The organism is Piscinibacter sp. (assembly GCF_047600445.1).
GTDB lineage: Bacteria > Pseudomonadota > Gammaproteobacteria > Burkholderiales > Burkholderiaceae_C > Piscinibacter.
The window spans coordinates 1938650-1953143 of record NZ_JASGKT010000002.1; the positions used below are offsets into that span (position 1 = coordinate 1938650).

The window sequence follows — 14494 nt, forward strand, 5'->3', positions numbered from 1 at the left end:
TCGCATGCCCGTCTTCACCCTCCTCGGCCTGGCCGCCGCCGCCCTGGCCAGCCTGTGCCTCTACGCGGCCTCGCCCAACCAGCGCCTGTGGCTGGCGCCCTGGCCGCGCGGACTCGCGCGCATCGCGAGCGCGGCGCTGCTGGTGCTGGCCTGGCTCGCGCTGCTGCAGGACATGCGGCGCGTGACCGCCGCCTTCGTCCTGGGCACGGTGCTGATGCTGGCGCTCGCCGTGTGGCCCTATGCTGGAGCGTATGTCCATGTCCGCCGTACCCGCTGAAACCGGCGCGGCACCGCCCCGGGCGTTGAAGCCGATCCGCACCGACTGGGTGTCCAAGACCCTGGCCGGCCTGCTGCTGGGCTTCAGCCTGGCCATCGTCGTCGCCGGGGCGCTGATGGCGCTGCTGCGCGGCACGCCGCTGCCGGTGAGCGGGCAGCTCGCGATGTGGCTGGTGCCGCCGGTGTGGCTGGGCGTGCTGTCGGGCGTGTATTTCTTCTCCAGCGGGCTGCGCGCCTGGGCCTGGCTGCTGGGCGCCAACGCGCTGGCGCTGGGCCTGTGGTGGCTGGCCTCGACGGCGGGCGCGGCATGAGGGCCGACCACGTCCGCAACTACAAGTCCGTCCACACCTGGACGGGCATCGTCAGCGGCCTGGCGCTGTTCATCGCCTTCTACGCCGGCGCGCTCACGGTGTTCAAGGAGCCGCTGCGGCGCTGGTCCACGCCGCCCGCCACCCTGGCGCAGCCGGTGCCGCTGGACGAGGTGCAGCCGCTGATCGTGCAGACCCTGGCCACCACGCCCTCCGTCGGGCGCGGCGCGGCGCTGAAGCTCGAAGGCGACCGCGCCATCCCGCGCCTGGAATGGGAAGTGCGCGACCCCAAGGCCGACGACCACGACGACAGCGCCGTGCGCCGCTACGTCGCCACGCTGGACGCCGGCGGCGGCGTGCAGGTGAGCGAACAGCATCCCTCGCGGCTGGTGGAGTTCATCGACGTGCTGCACCGCGTCGTCGGCCTGCCGGTGGATTCGGACCCGAACCGCTGGATCATGGGCGTGGTCTCGGCGCTGTACTTCGTCGCGCTGGTCTCCGGCGTCGTGGTGCTGCTGCCCTCGCTGGTGAAGGACTTCTTCGCGCTGCGCGTGGGCAAGAACCTCAAGCGCATGTGGCTGGACGCGCACAACGTCGTGGGCATCGTCAGCCTGCCCTTCCACATCGTCATGGCGCTGAGCGCCGTGGTGTTCGCCTACCACGACCAGATCTACGCGCTGCAGGACAAGGTGATCCACAAGGGCCAATGGTCGCAAGGCCCGGCGAGGGCCCCGCAGGCCAAGGGCGGGCCGGCGCGCGATCCGGCCGACATGCTGCCGCCCTCGCGGCTGCTGCAGATCGCCCGGGAGGCCTCGCCCGGCTTCGAGCCCAACGGGCTGCAATACGCGCAGGTGACCGGGCCCCGGCCCACGGTGCGCGTCTGGGGCAAGAACCCCGAGGCCGTCTCGCCGCGCGCCCTGGGCGGCTTCGCCGCGATCGACCCGTACAGCGGCAAGCTGCTCGCCACCGACTTCCTTCCGGGCGCGCAGGACACGCCGGCGCTGTTCATCAGCAGCTTCTTCGCGCTGCACATGGCCTCGTTCGGCGGCACGGCCGTGCTGTGGCTGTACTTCCTGCTGGGGCTGGCGGGCGCGTGGCTGTTCTACACCGGCAACCTGCTGTGGGTGGAAACGCGGCGCAAGGCCCAACGCAAGGGCGGCGAGCGGCCCGTGCAGCGGCGCGACACGGCGCTGATGGCCTCGGCCACGGTGGGCGTGTGCATAGGCTGCGTGGCGGGCATCTCGCTGACACTGGCCGCCGCCAAGTGGCTGCCGGGCCGCGTGGACGACCTGGCCGCCTGGCACGTGCGCATCTACTACGCCGTGTTCTTCGCCGGCGTGGCCTGGGCCTTCTGGCGCGGCGCGGCGCGTGCCGCCGCGCCGCTGCTGTGGCTGGCGGCGGCTTGCACGGCGGCGATTCCGCTGTCGTCGCTGCTGGGCTGGCTGGCGCCGGGCTCCGGCGCGTGGGCCGACGGCACGATGCTGGGCGTCGACCTGACCGCGCTGGCCGGGGCGCTGGCGCTGGCGTGGATGGCGCGCGCCACGGCGCGGCGCGTGCGCCAGGGGCCGCAGGACAGCGTGTGGTCGGTGCGGCGGAGCATGGCGGCGAGCGCCTGAGGCCGGCGGCCGCGGGCGCGATGGCCCGAGCAGCGCAATGGGATAATTCGCCCCATGACGATCACGATCAAGACCGCTGCCGACATCGAAGGCATGCGGCTCGCCTGCCGGCTGGCCTCCGAGGTGCTGGACATGCTCACGCCGCACGTCAAGCCCGGCGTGAGCACCGAACAGCTCGACAAGCTCGCGCACGACCACATCGTGAACGTGCAGGGCGGCGTGCCCGCGCCGCTGAACTACGCGCCGCCGGGCTACACGCCCTACCCCAAGTCGATCTGCACCTCGATCAACCATCAGGTCTGCCACGGCATCCCGAACGACCGGCCGCTGAAGAACGGCGACATCGTCAACATCGACGTCACCGTCATCAAGGACGGCTGGCACGGCGACACCAGCCGCATGTTCGTGGTCGGCGAAGGCTCGATCGCCGCCAGGCGCCTGTGCCAGATGACCTACGACGCGATGTGGAAGGGCATCGCCAAGGTGAAGCCGGGCGCGCGCCTGGGCGACATCGGCAACACCATCCAGACCTTCGCCGAGAGCAACGGCTTCTCGGTGGTGCGCGAGTTCTGCGGCCACGGCATCGGGCGCAAGTTCCACGAGGAGCCGCAGGTGCTGCACTACGGCCGCCCCGGCACGCTGGAGGAACTGGTGCCGGGCATGACCTTCACGATCGAGCCGATGATCAACGCCGGCAAGCGCGACATCCGCGAGATGGGCGACGGCTGGACCATCGTCACGAAAGACCGCTCGCTGTCGGCGCAGTGGGAACACACGGTGCTGGTCACCGACACCGGCTACGAGGTGCTGACGCTGTCGGCCGGCAGCCCGCCCCCGCCCGCGTTCATCGCGGCCTGAGGCGCAGATGGCCGCCGCGCTCAGCGAACGCCGGGACGGCGCCGCGCCCGACATCGCCGAGCTGCGGTCGCGCTTCCGCTCGGGCAAGAGCGAGCTGATCGAGCACTTCAAGGCCTCGCGCGCCAGCGCGCCGGCCGCGACGCGGCTGCTCAAGGCGCTGGCGCGGCACGTCGACGCCACGCTGCTGGCGCTGTGGCGGCACTGCAGCATGCCCGGCGGCGCGGCGCTGCTGGCGGTGGGCGGCTACGGGCGCGGCGAGCTGTTCCCCTGCTCCGACGTCGACGTGCTGGTGCTGCTGCCGCCCGCCTCGGTGCGCCAGAGCGAGGCCGACGCGGCCGCCACGCGCTCGGCCATCGAGCGTTTCATCACCGCCTGCTGGGACATCGGGCTGGAGATCGGATCGAGCGTGCGCACCGTCGACGAGTGCATCGCCGAGGCCGAGCGCGACGTGACGGTGCAGACCTCGCTGCTGGAAAGCCGCTACCTGTGCGGCTCGCGGCGCGTGTTCACCACCTTCCGCCACGCCAACACGCGGGCGATGGACGCCAAGGCCTTCCTGCGCGCCAAGACGCTGGAGATGCTGCAGCGCCACACCAAGTTCGAGGACACGCCCTACGCGCTCGAGCCCAACTGCAAAGAAAGCCCCGGCGGCCTGCGCGACCTGCAGACGGTGATCTGGGTGGCGCGCGCCGCCGGCCTGGGCAAGAACTGGAGCGAGCTGGCCGCCAAGGGGTTGATCACGCCCTTCGAGGTCAAGCAGTTGCAGCGCAACGAGGGGCTGCTCAAGCTGATCCGCGCGCGGCTGCACCTGATCGCCGGGCGCCGCGAGGACCGCCTGGTGTTCGACCTGCAGACCGCGGTGGCCGAGAGCTTCGGCTACCAGTCGACGCCCGGCCAGCGCGCCTCCGAGGTGCTGATGCGGCGCTACTACTGGGCCGCCAAGGCGGTGGCGCAGCTCAACCAGATCCTGATGCTCAACATCGAGGAGCGCGTGGCCGGCTCGCAGGACGCGCCGATGCGCCCGATCGACGGCTACTTCCTCGAACGCGGCGGCATGCTGGAAGTCGCCAGCGACGACCTGTACCAGCGCCACCCCGACGCGATCCTCAAGACCTTCCTGACCTACCAGCAGACGGTGGGCATCAAGGGCCTGTCGGCGCGCACGCTGCGCGCGCTGTACAACGCACGCGAGGTGATGGGCGCGGAGTTCCGCCGCGACCCGGTGAACCGCGCCACCTTCATGCAAATCCTGAAGGAGCGCGAGGGCCAGACGCACGCCTTCCGGCTGATGAACCAGACCTCGGTGCTGGGGCGCTACCTGTGGGTGTTCCGGCGCATCGTCGGGCAGATGCAGCACGACCTGTTCCACGTCTACACGGTCGACCAGCACATCCTGATGGTGCTGCGCAACGTGCGCCGCTTCTTCATCCCCGAGCATGCGCACGAGTACCCGTTCTGCACCCAGCTCGCGCTGACCTGGGACAAGCCGTGGATCCTGTACGTGGCGGCGCTGTTCCACGACGTGGCCAAGGGCCGCGGCGGCGACCACTCCGAGCTGGGCGCCGTCGAGGCGCGGCGCTTCTGCCGCGACCACGGCATCGGGCGCGAGGACGCCGCGCTGATCGAGTTCCTGGTGCACGAGCACCTGCGCATGTCGCGCATCGCGCAGAAGGAAGACCTGTCCGACCCGCAGGTGATCCAGGACTTCGCGCGCCGCGTCGGCAGCCCGCGCACCCTGACCGCGCTGTACCTGCTGACGGTGGCCGACATCCGCGGCACCAGCCCTAAGGTGTGGAACGCCTGGAAGGGCAAGCTGCTGGAAGACCTGTACCGCTCGACGCTGCGCGCGCTCGGCGGCGCGCAACCCAACCTCGACGCCGAGATCGAGGCGCGCAAGGAAGAGGCGCGCCACCTGCTCAACCTGCACTCGATGCTGCCCGACACCGAGGTGCCGCTGTGGAAGACCCTCGAGGTCAGCTACTTCGCGCGCCACGACGCGCCCGACATCGCCTGGCATGCGCGCTCGCTGTTCCGCCACGTCGACACGCAGGAGCCGGTGGTCAAGGCGCGCCCCTCCTCGGTCGGCGAGGGCCTGCAGGTGCTGGTGTACGCGCCCGACCGGCCCGACCTGTTCGCGCGCATCTGCGGCTACTTCGACTCGGCCGCCTTCAACATCCTCGACGCCAAGGTGCACACCACGCGCGCCGGCTACGCGCTCGACACCTTCCAGGTGACCAGCCCGCAGCACGAGGGCCACGACCCGGCGCACTACCGCGACCTGATCTCGCTGGTCGAGAACCAGCTCAGCGGCGCGGTGGCCGCCACCGGGCCGCTGCCCGAGCCGAGCCGCGGGCGGCTGTCGCGGCGTGTCAAGAGCTTCCCGGTCACGCCGCGCATCACGCTGCGGCCCGACGAGCGCGCGCAGCGCTGGCTGCTCGGCGTCTCCACCAGCGACCGTTCCGGCCTGCTCTACGCCATCGCGCGCGTGCTGGCGCGCCACCACGTCAACCTGCAGCTCGCCAAGATCACCACGCTGGGCGAGCGCGTGGAAGACACCTTCCTGATCGACGGCTCGGCGCTGCAGCAGAACCGCAAGCAGATCGCGATCGAGAGCGAGCTGCTCGACGCGATCAGCCCCTGACGGCCGGCGATGGCCATCGTCAGGATTCCCGCGGCCGAGGCGCTCGCGCGGCTCGGCGAATTCGACGCCGTGATCGACGCGCGCTCGCCGGGCGAGTACGCGCTGGACCGCCTGCCCGGCGCGCTCAACTGGCCGAGCCTGAACGACGCCGAGCGCGCGCTGGTCGGCACCGAGTACCGCCAGGTGTCGCCCTTCGCGGCGCGCAAGCGCGGCGCGGCGCTGGTGGCGCGCAACATCGCCGCGCACATCGAGCGCGAGGCGATCGACAAACCCAAGGACTGGCGCCCGCTGCTGTACTGCTGGCGCGGCGGCCAGCGCAGCGGCGCGCTGGCCACGGTGCTGGGCGCGATCGGCTTTCGCGTGCACGTGCTCGATGGCGGCTACCAGGCGTTCCGCCGCGCGGTGCTGGCCGAGCTGCAGGCGCTGCCGGCGCGCTTCGCGTGGCGCGTGGTCTGCGGCGTCACCGGCTCGGGCAAGAGCCGGCTGCTGCAGCACCTGGCGGCGCAGGGCGCGCAGGTGCTCGACCTGGAGGCGCTGGCCAACCACCGCGGCTCGGTGCTCGGCCTGGTGCCGGGCAGCCCGCAGCCGACGCAGAAGCGCTTCGAGACGCGGCTCTGGGAGACGCTGCGCCGCTTCGACGCGGCGCGGCCGGTGATCGTCGAGAGCGAGAGCAGGAAGGTCGGCGACCTGCGCGTGCCCGAGGCGCTGGTCGAGCGCATGCGCGCCGCGCCGTGCGTCGTGCTCGAACTGCCGCTGCACGCGCGCGTCGAGCTGCTGATGCGGGACTACGACTTCTTCGTGCGCGACACGGCGGCCTTCTGCGAGCGCCTGGACGCGCTGCGCATCCTGCGCGGCAACGCGCTGGTCGAGGGCTGGCAGGAACGCGCCCGCGCCGGGCTCACGCGCGAGGTCGTGCGCGAGCTGCTGGAACGGCACTACGACCCGATCTACCGCCGCTCGATGCAGAACCACTTCGCCGGGCTGGCGCAGCCGCTCGCGTCGATCGCGTGGGACGGCGGCGACGCGTCGCTGGCCGCCGCGGCGCGGGCCGTCGTGGCGCTGTGACTACAATCCGGCTCCGGTCGGCAGTTCACCCAGGCGTTGCCGCGCTGTCCCCAGCGAGCTAAACCTGCCATTCACCCCGCGAGCTTGGTCACGTTCGATGCGTGCGCCGGGCCGGAAGTCGGCAACCCCCGGCGCCTCGATACCCCGAGGTTGGCGCATGAACGACGAAAGACCCTCATGCCCCGCACCCAGACGCCGCTGCATGCCGGCGACATCTCCGCCTTCGCCCGCGCGCTGTCGCGCGAACTGAAGCAGTCCCACACGCTGAACCAGCGCCCGCCCGGCCACGTCGAGCTGCTGAACATGCTGGCGCGCGCCGCCGGCCATCGCAACTTCCAGAGCCTGAAGGCGCTGCCGCCGGCCGCCGCGCCCGTGGCCGCCGCACCGCCGGCAGCGGCACCGGCGCCGAACGACGCCGTCGCGAAGGCGCTGCGCCAGTTCGACGCGCAGGGCCGCATCACACGCTGGCCGAACAAGTTCGGCGTGCAGCGCCTGATGCTGTGGGGCTTGTGGATGCACTTCGACGGCAAGCGCCGCTACCGCGAGCGCGAGGTCAATGAAGTCCTCAAGGCCTGGCACCTGTTCGGCGACCACTGCCTGCTGCGCCGCGAGCTGGTCGAGATGAAGATGCTCGCCCGCACCGACGGCGGCGCCGAGTACCGCAAGCTGCCCTGCCGCCCCGGCGAGGAGGCGATGGCGCTGATGCGCGCGCTGCGCGGGCGCGCCTAGCCGGGTGACGGCCCTCGCGCCAGGCGCGTGTCGTACAGCCACTGGCGCAGCTTGCGGGCCTCGACGCGGGAGATGTCGGCGTGCGCCGGGTTGATCAGCACGTTGAACTCCTCGGGAACCACCACCGAGGGAACACGCGCCAGCAGCGTCGCGCCGCCCGCCGCCCAGGCCGTGCCCCAGTCCAGCGAGGCCTTGCCCGCCGGCTGGGCGTTCCAGCCGACCAGCGCCGCGCCGTCGAGTTCGGGCGCGGCCGCCCAGGCGGCGGCCGGCACCGTGATCTTCACGAGGTAGCGGTTCAGCGGCAGCGGGTGCCGGGCGAGATGCACCAGCGTCTCGAGGCAGGCGAGCGCGCGGGTCGTCGAACAGTAGACCAGCGGCGTACCGGGCCGGTTCCAGCGCCCGCCCGATGTCTCCGCGCCTTTGCCGCCGAGGTCGTGCGCTTCGTGCTCAGCGGTGTCGACGCCGATGCGCCAGAGCTCGACGTCCGCGCTCACGCATAGGCCCCGGACTGCATCTGCGCGACCAGCCCGGACACCAGCGCGCGGCCGTCGGCCGTGTCCATGAACTCGCCGGGCGGCCGGCCGCCCAGCGCATCGTTGGGCTGGTCGAGCCACTGCGCCGTCCAGCGCGCGGCATCGAAGCCCTCGGGGTTGCCCGACTCCGAGACGATCGTCTGCACCTGGCCCACGAGGCGGGTGATGCCCAGCGCCCGCTCGCTTTCGTCCTGGCTGAGCAGGTCCTTGTCCTTCACCTTGCGATTGGCCGTCGTGCGGGCGATGCCCAGCCAGGCGTACAGGCGTTCACGCGGCACCTGCATGTCGCTGGCCAGCGTGGCCAGCAGTTGCGCGGGCAGGCCCGCCTTCACGATGCCGATGCGGTCGACCGGGTCGAAGCCGCCGACCACCGCATAGGCGGCCGCCTGCCCGGCGATGAGGTCCTGCAAGGCGGATTCGCGGCCAGGCGTGGCGCGCGGGTGAACCCGGGAGGCGGGGCGGTTCTCGGCGACGTGCTTCACGATCGACCTCCCGATTCATTGACCATTTGGACCTTTACTATAGCCCATTCGGTCTAGAACACCAAGCACGCCCGGCGCTCAGCCCTTCAGGAAGTGCTCGCGGTAGTACGCCAGCTCGTCGATCGACTCCTGGATGTCCGCCAGCGCGGTGTGTGCCTGGGCCTTCTTGAAGCCGGCCATGATCTCCGGCCTCCAGCGCCGCGCCAGTTCCTTGAGCGTGCTGACGTCGAGGTTGCGGTAGTGGAAGAAGGCTTCCAGCTCGGGCATGTAGCGGGCGAGGAAGCGGCGGTCCTGGCAGATGCTGTTGCCGCACATAGGCGACTTGCCCGCCGGCACGTAGCGTTCCAGGAAGCCGATCACCTGCGCGGTGGCGGCGGCTTCGTCGACGGTCGAGGCCCGGACGCGGTCGATCAGGCCGCTGCGGCCGTGCGTGCCCTTGTTCCAGGCGTCCATCGCGTCGAGCGTGGCGTCGCTCTGGTGGATCGCCAGCACCGGGCCTTCGGTGCGCCGGCCGAGCTGGGCGTCGGTGACGATCACCGCGATCTCGATGATGCGGTCGCGCTCGGGCGACAGGCCGGTCATCTCCAGGTCGATCCAGACCAGGTTCTGGTCGCTCGGGCTCAGCGCTTCGGTGCGGGTGTCGTCGCTCATGAAAATCCGGAAATGTGGGCCGCGCCGCCATGCCGACGACAGGCGCGCATTCTCGCAGTTCTACACTTGCGGCCATGCAAGCGATGCTTCTCACCTCGTGCTTCGCCGCCGCGCTGCTGGCCTCGCTGGCGCTCAAGTACTGGCTGGCGACACGCCAGATGCGCCACGTGGCGGCGCACCGCGGCGCGGTGCCGGCGGCCTTCGCGGCCACCATCGCGCTGGCCGCGCACCAGAAGGCCGCCGACTACACGCTCGCCAAGGGCCGCTTCGGGCTGTGGTCCACCGCCTTCGGCGCCGCCGTGCTGCTGGGCTGGACCCTGCTCGGCGGGCTAGACGCGCTGAACGCCACGCTGCGCGACACGCTGTTCGATCGCTTCGGCGGCATGGCCTACCAGCTCGCGCTGCTGGCCGCCTTCGCGCTGGTCGGCGGCCTGCTCGACGCGCCCTTCGAGGCCTGGAGCACCTTCCGCATCGAGCAGCGCTTCGGCTTCAACCGCGTGACCTGGAAGCTCTACCTCGCCGACGCGCTCAAGGGCGTCGCGGTCGGCGCGCTGATCGGGCTGCCGATCGCCGCGCTGATCCTGTGGATCATGGGCGCGGCAGGCGCGTTGTGGTGGCTGTGGGCCTGGGCCGCGTGGATGGGCTTCAACCTGCTGATCCTGGTGCTGTACCCGACCGTGATCGCGCCGCTGTTCAACAAGTTCGAGCCGCTCGCCGACGAGTCGATGAAGGCGCGCGTGCAGGCGCTGATGGCGCGCTGCGGCTTCACCGCCAAGGGCTTGTTCGTGATGGACGGCAGCCGCCGCTCGGCGCACGCCAACGCCTATTTCACCGGCTTCGGCGCGGCCAAGCGCGTGGTCTTCTTCGACACGCTGCTGGCCAAGCTCTCGGCCGCCGAGGTGGAAGCGGTGCTGGCGCACGAGCTCGGCCACTTCAAGCACAAGCACGTGCTCAAGCGCATGGCGGCGATGTTCGCGCTCAGCCTGGCGGGTTTCGCGCTGCTGGGCTGGCTGTCGGGCCAGGGCTGGTTCTACCGCGGCCTGGGCGTCGAGCCGAACGTGGCCGCGCCGAACGACGCGCTGGCGCTGCTGCTGTTCCTGCTCGCGGCGCCGGTGTTCGGCTACTTCGTCTCGCCGCTGCTGGCCAACCTGTCGCGCCGCCACGAGTTCCAGGCCGACGCCTACGCCTGCGCGCAGGCCAGCGGCGCCGACCTCGCCGCCGCGCTGCTCAAGCTGCACGAGGACAACGCCGCCACGCTGACGCCCGACCCGGTGTTCGTGAAGTTCTACTACTCGCACCCGCCGGCCTCGGAGCGGCTCGCCGCGATGCAGCAGCTCGGCGCGGGCCTGGCTTGAGCCGCGGCGCCGAACTCGACCTCGGGCTGGTGGTCACCGGCCACGGCCGGCACTACACCGTCGAGACGCCCGAAGGCACGCGGCTGCACTGCACGCCGCGCGGCAAGAAGAGCGACTGCGTGGTCGGCGACCGCGTGCGCTGGATGCCCACCTCGGCGGGCGAAGGCGTGATCGAGGCGGTGGAGCCGCGCCGCAACCTGCTGCACCGGCAGGACGACTGGAAGACCAAGTCCTTCGCCGCCAACCTCGACCAGTTGCTGGTGCTGGTGGCCGCCGAGCCGGTGTTCAGCGAATCGCAGCTCGCACGCGCGCTGATCGCCGCCGAAGCCGCCGGCATCCCGGCGGCCATCGTGCTGAACAAGGCCGACCTGCCGGCCATCGCCGCGGCGCGCGAGCGCCTCGCGCCCTACGCGGCGATGGGCATCGCGGTGCACGAAGTGGCGCTGAAGGCTCGCCGGGAGGAAAGCCGCGCCGCGCTGGCGCCGCTGCTCGCCGGCAAGGCCACGCTGGTGCTGGGCCCCAGCGGCACGGGAAAAAGCACGCTGATCAACCTGCTGGTGCCCGACGCGGGCGCGCAGGTCGGCGAAGTCTCGCGCGCGCTCAATTCGGGCCGCCACACGACGACGACGACGCAGTGGTACTGGCTCGATGCGCAGCGCAGCGCCGCGCTGATCGACTCGCCCGGCTTCCAGGAATTCGGCTTGCGCCAGGTCGACGCCGCCGAGCTGCCGCGCCTGATGCCCGACTTCCGCGAGCCCTCGACGCAGTGCCGCTTCTACAACTGCACGCATGTGCAGGAACCGGGCTGCGGCGTGCTGGCGGCGCTGGAGCGCGGTGGGATCACGCTCTCGCGCCACCGCATCTACTGCGAGATCCGCGACGAGTTGACCCGAACCCGCTACTGACTCCATCCGGCCGATCGGCTTGCAGGCCGATCGGCGCTCGGGCGGGCGAACCGTCCTCAGGACGCTCCGCTCCTCCGCCCTCACCCAATCAGGTTGGCCAAGGTCAGCAAGGCCAGCAGCAGCATCCACAGCACCACCGAGCGCCACACCAGCCCGACGATGCTGCGCAGGTGCCCGGGCAGCGGCGGCAGCCCGGGCGTCGAGCCTTCGGCGCCGGCGGCCTCGGGCAGCACGCCGGCCTCGAAGGTCTTGGAGCGGTCCGGCGTGACGCCGGGCGCCGCGCTGCCGCCGAGCTGCACGCCGACCGCGCCGGCGGCGGCGGCGAGGATGATGCCCTCGTTCTCGTGCTTCCACAGCCCGGCGTCGCGGCGCCAGCAGGTGATCGCTTCCTCGAAGTTGCCGACCACCGCGAAGCCGAAGGCGGTCAGGCGCGCCGGCACGCGGTCGATCAGGCCGAACAGCCATTGCGAGCGCCGCATCAGCCGCTCGTTGACCGGCGCGCCGACGGTGCGGCTCTTGAAGGCCCAGTAGCGGCTCGCCAGCTCGGCCATGCGGTACAGCACCGCGCCGGCCGGCCCGAGGCCGAAGGCCGAACCGAGCACGAACCAGAAGAACACGCCGAACACGTGGCGGTGCGCGGCCAGCAGCGAATGCTCGATCACATGACGCAGCAGCTCGGTGCGCGGCAGCTCGCTGGCGTCGAGGTGGCGCCACTGCGCGAGCAGGCGGCGCGCCTCGTCCTCGTCGCCGCGTTCGAGCGCGTCGCGGATGTCGGTGAAATAGTGGCTGAACTGGCGGAAGCCCAGCGTCAGGTAGAGCACCGCGACGTCGAAGCCGAGCGCCAGCAGCATGCCGAAGTGGGCGAGCGCGTGGTACGCGACGGCCACCAGCAGCGCCGGCACCAGCACCGTGATGCACCAGACCACCCAGGCGTGGTGGTCGCGCCCGGCGTCGAAGTTGCGGCCCGCCCAGCGCATCCAGCCGGTCAGCGCGTCGTGCACCACGTTGTCGCGCGGCAGCGGCTTGAGCTGTTCGATCAACAGCGCGAACAGGACGGCGAAGAAACTCATGCCGTTCGATGATAACGGCCGCCCCGCGCCGCCCTCACCGGACCAGGAATGCGTACAGGTTGCGCAGCATCGCCGCGGTGGCGCCCCAGATGAAGTACTCGCGCGGCCGGCCCGCGGCGTCGAGCCCCTGCCACGGCATCGACAGGAAGCGGCGCCGCTCGCCGCCGAACTCGAACTCGTGGTGCCGGTGCCGCGCCGGATCCATCAGGAAGGCCAGCGGCACCTCGAAGGCCTCGGCCACCTCGAAGCTGTCGATCGCCAGCGTGAAGCCCGGCCGCACCAGCGCGACCACCGGCGTGACGTGAAAGCCGGTGACGGTGGTGTAGACGGGCAGCGCGCCGATCACGTCGACGAACTCGGGCGCGAGGCCGACCTCCTCCTGCGCCTCGCGCAGCGCGGTGTGCACCGCGTCGGCGTCGATCTCCTCGGCGCGGCCGCCGGGAAAGCTGATCTGGCCGGCGTGGTCGCGCAGGTGCTCGGTGCGGCGCGTCAGCAGCACGGTGACGCCCTGCGCATGCGCCACCAGCGGCACCAGCACCGAGGCGGCGGCGGGCTCGCGGCCGGCGAACAGGCCGCCGTCGCCGGCCAGCTCGGGCTGCCACTGCGCGGCGTGCGCTGCGAAGCGCTCGCGCAGCGCCGCGGCGGCCAGGCGCTCGGCGGGCACGGCGGGAAGCCGCGTGTCGGTGGCGACCACCGGCGCGGCGTGCGGATCGACGATGGGAAGACGGCGGCTCATCGGCAGGCGTTCAATGACAAAGCCGCCCCTCGGGGCGGCTTCGTGCGCGGGCTCGTCCGGCCCGGGTTCAGGCCAGCTTCTCCTTGATGCGCGCCGACTTGCCCGAGCGCTGGCGCAGGTAGTACAGCTTGGCGCGGCGCACGTCGCCGCGGCGCTTCACTTCGATCGAGGCGATCAGCGGGCTGTAGAGCTGGAAGGTGCGCTCCACGCCTTCGCCGCTGGAGATCTTGCGCACGATGAAGCTGCTGTTCAGGCCGCGGTTGCGCTTGGCGATCACGACGCCTTCGTAGGCCTGCACGCGCTTGCGCGTGCCTTCGACGACGTTCACGCTGACGATCACGGTGTCGCCGGGGGCGAACTCGGGAATGGTCTTGTTGAGACGGGCGATTTCTTCCCGCTCGAGGGTCTGGATCAGGTCCACGGGGTTCTCCAAGGATCTTGCGCGGGGGTGTTGTAGGAAGTGTGCGGCAGCTAGGGCCGCTCGCCCGGCAGAGGATCGAAAAGCCGCAGATTATAGCCCGAGCGAGGCGAGGTACTTCTCGTCGGCCGGCGTGAGCTTTCCGGCGGCGCGCGCCGCGGCGACCAGCTCGGGGCGGCGCCGCGCGGTCAGTTCGAGCGAGCGCTCGCGGCGCCAGCGCGCGATGTCGGCGTGGTGGCCCGACAGCAGCACCGCCGGCACCGGCCGCACCGCGTCGCCCTCGTCCAGCACCTCGGGGCGGCTGTAGTGCGGGCAGTCGAGCAGACCATCGGAAAAGCTGTCCTGCTCGTGCGAGCGCGCGTCGCCGAGCACGCCGTCCTGCAGTCGCGCCACCGCGTCGAGCAGCGCCAGCGCCGGCAGTTCGCCGCCGGACAGCACGAAGTCGCCCAGGCTCAGCTCGACGTCGACGTGCGCGTCGAGCACACGCTGGTCGATGCCCTCGTAGCGGCCGCACAGCAGCACGGCGCCCGGCCCGGCGGCGAACTCGCGCACCACGGCCTGGTCGATGCGCCGGCCGGTGGGCGTGAAGTGCAGCACCGGCGCGGCCGCACCGCGATCGGCCTTCACGGCGGCCAGCGCGCGTTCCAGCGGCTCGGCCAGCATCACCATGCCGGGGCCGCCGCCGTAGGGGCGGTCGTCGACGCGGCGGTAGTTGTCCTCGGCGAAGTCGCGCAGCGGCCAGAGCTTCACCCCCACCTGGCCGGACTCGAAGGCGCGCCGCGTCACGCCCACTTCGAGCGGCGCGCCGAACAGCTCGGGGAACAGCGTGACGACGTCGAAGCGCATGGCCC

General features: G+C 71.6%; 15 protein-coding genes and 1 pseudogene. 9 read left to right on the top strand and 7 right to left on the bottom strand.

What is annotated here, in order from left to right; genetic code table 11:
* The first annotated feature begins 4 nt into the window (after nt 1–4).
* From QM792_RS13235 to QM792_RS13265, 7 genes and pseudogenes are all read left to right on the top strand, one after another.
* A complete protein-coding gene (locus QM792_RS13235; RefSeq protein ID WP_415150571.1) occupies nt 5–277 on the top strand; it encodes a hypothetical protein in 273 nt (90 codons plus the stop codon).
* The gene (locus tag QM792_RS13240; RefSeq protein ID WP_415150572.1) at nt 258–587 is read left to right on the top strand and encodes a hypothetical protein; all 330 of its coding nucleotides are present in this window, start codon (nt 258–260) and stop codon (nt 585–587) included. The genes QM792_RS13235 and QM792_RS13240 overlap by 20 nt, the downstream gene beginning before the upstream one ends.
* On the top strand, nt 584–2200 hold the full coding sequence (locus QM792_RS13245) for a PepSY-associated TM helix domain-containing protein (RefSeq protein WP_415150573.1): 1617 nt from the start codon (nt 584–586) through the stop codon (nt 2198–2200). Before QM792_RS13240 ends, QM792_RS13245 begins: the two co-directional genes overlap by 4 nt.
* A gap of 27 nt (nt 2201–2227) precedes the next feature.
* Nucleotides 2228–3058 (top strand): annotated as a pseudogene (map, locus tag QM792_RS13250) (type I methionyl aminopeptidase); the annotation flags it as partial.
* 7 nt (nt 3059–3065) lie between these two features.
* Nucleotides 3066–5699 carry a [protein-PII] uridylyltransferase gene (locus QM792_RS13255; protein WP_415150574.1) on the top strand — a complete coding sequence of 878 codons (2634 nt, stop codon included), beginning with the start codon at nt 3066–3068 and terminating at the stop codon, nt 5697–5699.
* A 9-nt stretch (nt 5700–5708) separates the two neighbouring features.
* Nucleotides 5709–6764 carry a tRNA 2-selenouridine(34) synthase MnmH gene (mnmH, locus tag QM792_RS13260; RefSeq protein ID WP_415150575.1) on the top strand — a complete coding sequence of 352 codons (1056 nt, stop codon included), beginning with the start codon at nt 5709–5711 and terminating at the stop codon, nt 6762–6764.
* Nucleotides 6765–6941: 177 nt separating this feature from the next.
* The gene (locus QM792_RS13265) at nt 6942–7493 is read left to right on the top strand and encodes a DUF2087 domain-containing protein (protein ID WP_415150576.1); all 552 of its coding nucleotides are present in this window, start codon (nt 6942–6944) and stop codon (nt 7491–7493) included.
* On the opposite strand, the gene QM792_RS13270 is transcribed toward QM792_RS13265, so the two are convergent.
* The 3 genes from QM792_RS13270 to orn all read right to left on the bottom strand — a co-directional run bounded on the left by QM792_RS13270 (nt 7490) and on the right by orn (nt 9159).
* Entirely contained in the window at nt 7490–7987 is a 498-nt protein-coding gene (locus tag QM792_RS13270) for an RES family NAD+ phosphorylase (protein WP_415150577.1), read from the bottom strand. The two genes, QM792_RS13265 and QM792_RS13270, sit on opposite strands and share 4 nt — an antisense overlap.
* Nucleotides 7984–8508: an antitoxin Xre-like helix-turn-helix domain-containing protein gene (locus QM792_RS13275; RefSeq protein WP_415150578.1), complete on the bottom strand. Its 525-nt coding sequence runs from the start codon at nt 8506–8508 to the stop codon at nt 7984–7986. The genes QM792_RS13270 and QM792_RS13275 overlap by 4 nt, the downstream gene beginning before the upstream one ends.
* Nucleotides 8509–8586: 78 nt before the next feature.
* On the bottom strand, nt 8587–9159 hold the full coding sequence (orn, locus tag QM792_RS13280; RefSeq protein WP_415150579.1) for an oligoribonuclease: 573 nt from the start codon (nt 9157–9159) through the stop codon (nt 8587–8589).
* 74 nt (nt 9160–9233) lie between these two features.
* On the opposite strand from orn, the gene QM792_RS13285 reads away from it, so the two are divergent.
* Nucleotides 9234–10514 carry a M48 family metallopeptidase gene (locus QM792_RS13285; protein ID WP_415150580.1) on the top strand — a complete coding sequence of 427 codons (1281 nt, stop codon included), beginning with the start codon at nt 9234–9236 and terminating at the stop codon, nt 10512–10514.
* Nucleotides 10511–11419 (top strand): ribosome small subunit-dependent GTPase A, encoded by a 909-nt coding sequence (gene rsgA / locus QM792_RS13290; RefSeq protein ID WP_415150581.1) that lies wholly within the window; start codon nt 10511–10513, stop codon nt 11417–11419. Before QM792_RS13285 ends, rsgA begins: the two co-directional genes overlap by 4 nt.
* Nucleotides 11420–11499: 80 nt before the next feature.
* On the opposite strand, the gene QM792_RS13295 is transcribed toward rsgA, so the two are convergent.
* The 4 genes from QM792_RS13295 to trmD all read right to left on the bottom strand — a co-directional run bounded on the left by QM792_RS13295 (nt 11500) and on the right by trmD (nt 14489).
* Complete coding sequence (locus tag QM792_RS13295) at nt 11500–12489, bottom strand: CobD/CbiB family protein (protein WP_415150582.1); 990 nt, start codon at nt 12487–12489, stop codon at nt 11500–11502.
* A 34-nt stretch (nt 12490–12523) separates the two neighbouring features.
* Nucleotides 12524–13225, bottom strand: coding sequence for a CoA pyrophosphatase (locus QM792_RS13300; RefSeq protein ID WP_415150583.1), 702 nt, complete (start codon nt 13223–13225; stop codon nt 12524–12526).
* A 67-nt stretch (nt 13226–13292) separates the two neighbouring features.
* Nucleotides 13293–13646, bottom strand: coding sequence for a 50S ribosomal protein L19 (rplS, locus tag QM792_RS13305; protein WP_415150584.1), 354 nt, complete (start codon nt 13644–13646; stop codon nt 13293–13295).
* A gap of 90 nt (nt 13647–13736) precedes the next feature.
* The gene (gene trmD / locus QM792_RS13310; RefSeq protein WP_415150585.1) at nt 13737–14489 is read right to left on the bottom strand and encodes a tRNA (guanosine(37)-N1)-methyltransferase TrmD; all 753 of its coding nucleotides are present in this window, start codon (nt 14487–14489) and stop codon (nt 13737–13739) included.
* Nucleotides 14490–14494: the final 5 nt, after the last annotated feature.

Excerpts from the sequence above, each read along its gene's own strand:
- QM792_RS13245 (WP_415150573.1), top strand. The coding sequence starts at position 584 with ATGAGGGCCGACCACGTCCGCAACTACAAGTCCGTCCACACCTGGACG.
- QM792_RS13295 (WP_415150582.1), bottom strand. The coding sequence starts at position 12,489 with ATGAGTTTCTTCGCCGTCCTGTTCGCGCTGTTGATCGAACAGCTCAAG.
- QM792_RS13300 (WP_415150583.1), bottom strand. The coding sequence starts at position 13,225 with ATGAGCCGCCGTCTTCCCATCGTCGATCCGCACGCCGCGCCGGTGGTC.
- QM792_RS13285 (WP_415150580.1), top strand. The coding sequence starts at position 9,234 with ATGCAAGCGATGCTTCTCACCTCGTGCTTCGCCGCCGCGCTGCTGGCC.
- trmD (WP_415150585.1), bottom strand. The coding sequence starts at position 14,489 with ATGCGCTTCGACGTCGTCACGCTGTTCCCCGAGCTGTTCGGCGCGCCG.
- QM792_RS13255 (WP_415150574.1), top strand. The coding sequence starts at position 3,066 with ATGGCCGCCGCGCTCAGCGAACGCCGGGACGGCGCCGCGCCCGACATC.
- QM792_RS13265 (WP_415150576.1), top strand. The coding sequence starts at position 6,942 with ATGCCCCGCACCCAGACGCCGCTGCATGCCGGCGACATCTCCGCCTTC.
- orn (WP_415150579.1), bottom strand. The coding sequence starts at position 9,159 with ATGAGCGACGACACCCGCACCGAAGCGCTGAGCCCGAGCGACCAGAAC.
- QM792_RS13235 (WP_415150571.1), top strand. The coding sequence starts at position 5 with ATGCCCGTCTTCACCCTCCTCGGCCTGGCCGCCGCCGCCCTGGCCAGC.
- mnmH (WP_415150575.1), top strand. The coding sequence starts at position 5,709 with ATGGCCATCGTCAGGATTCCCGCGGCCGAGGCGCTCGCGCGGCTCGGC.
- QM792_RS13240 (WP_415150572.1), top strand. The coding sequence starts at position 258 with ATGTCCGCCGTACCCGCTGAAACCGGCGCGGCACCGCCCCGGGCGTTG.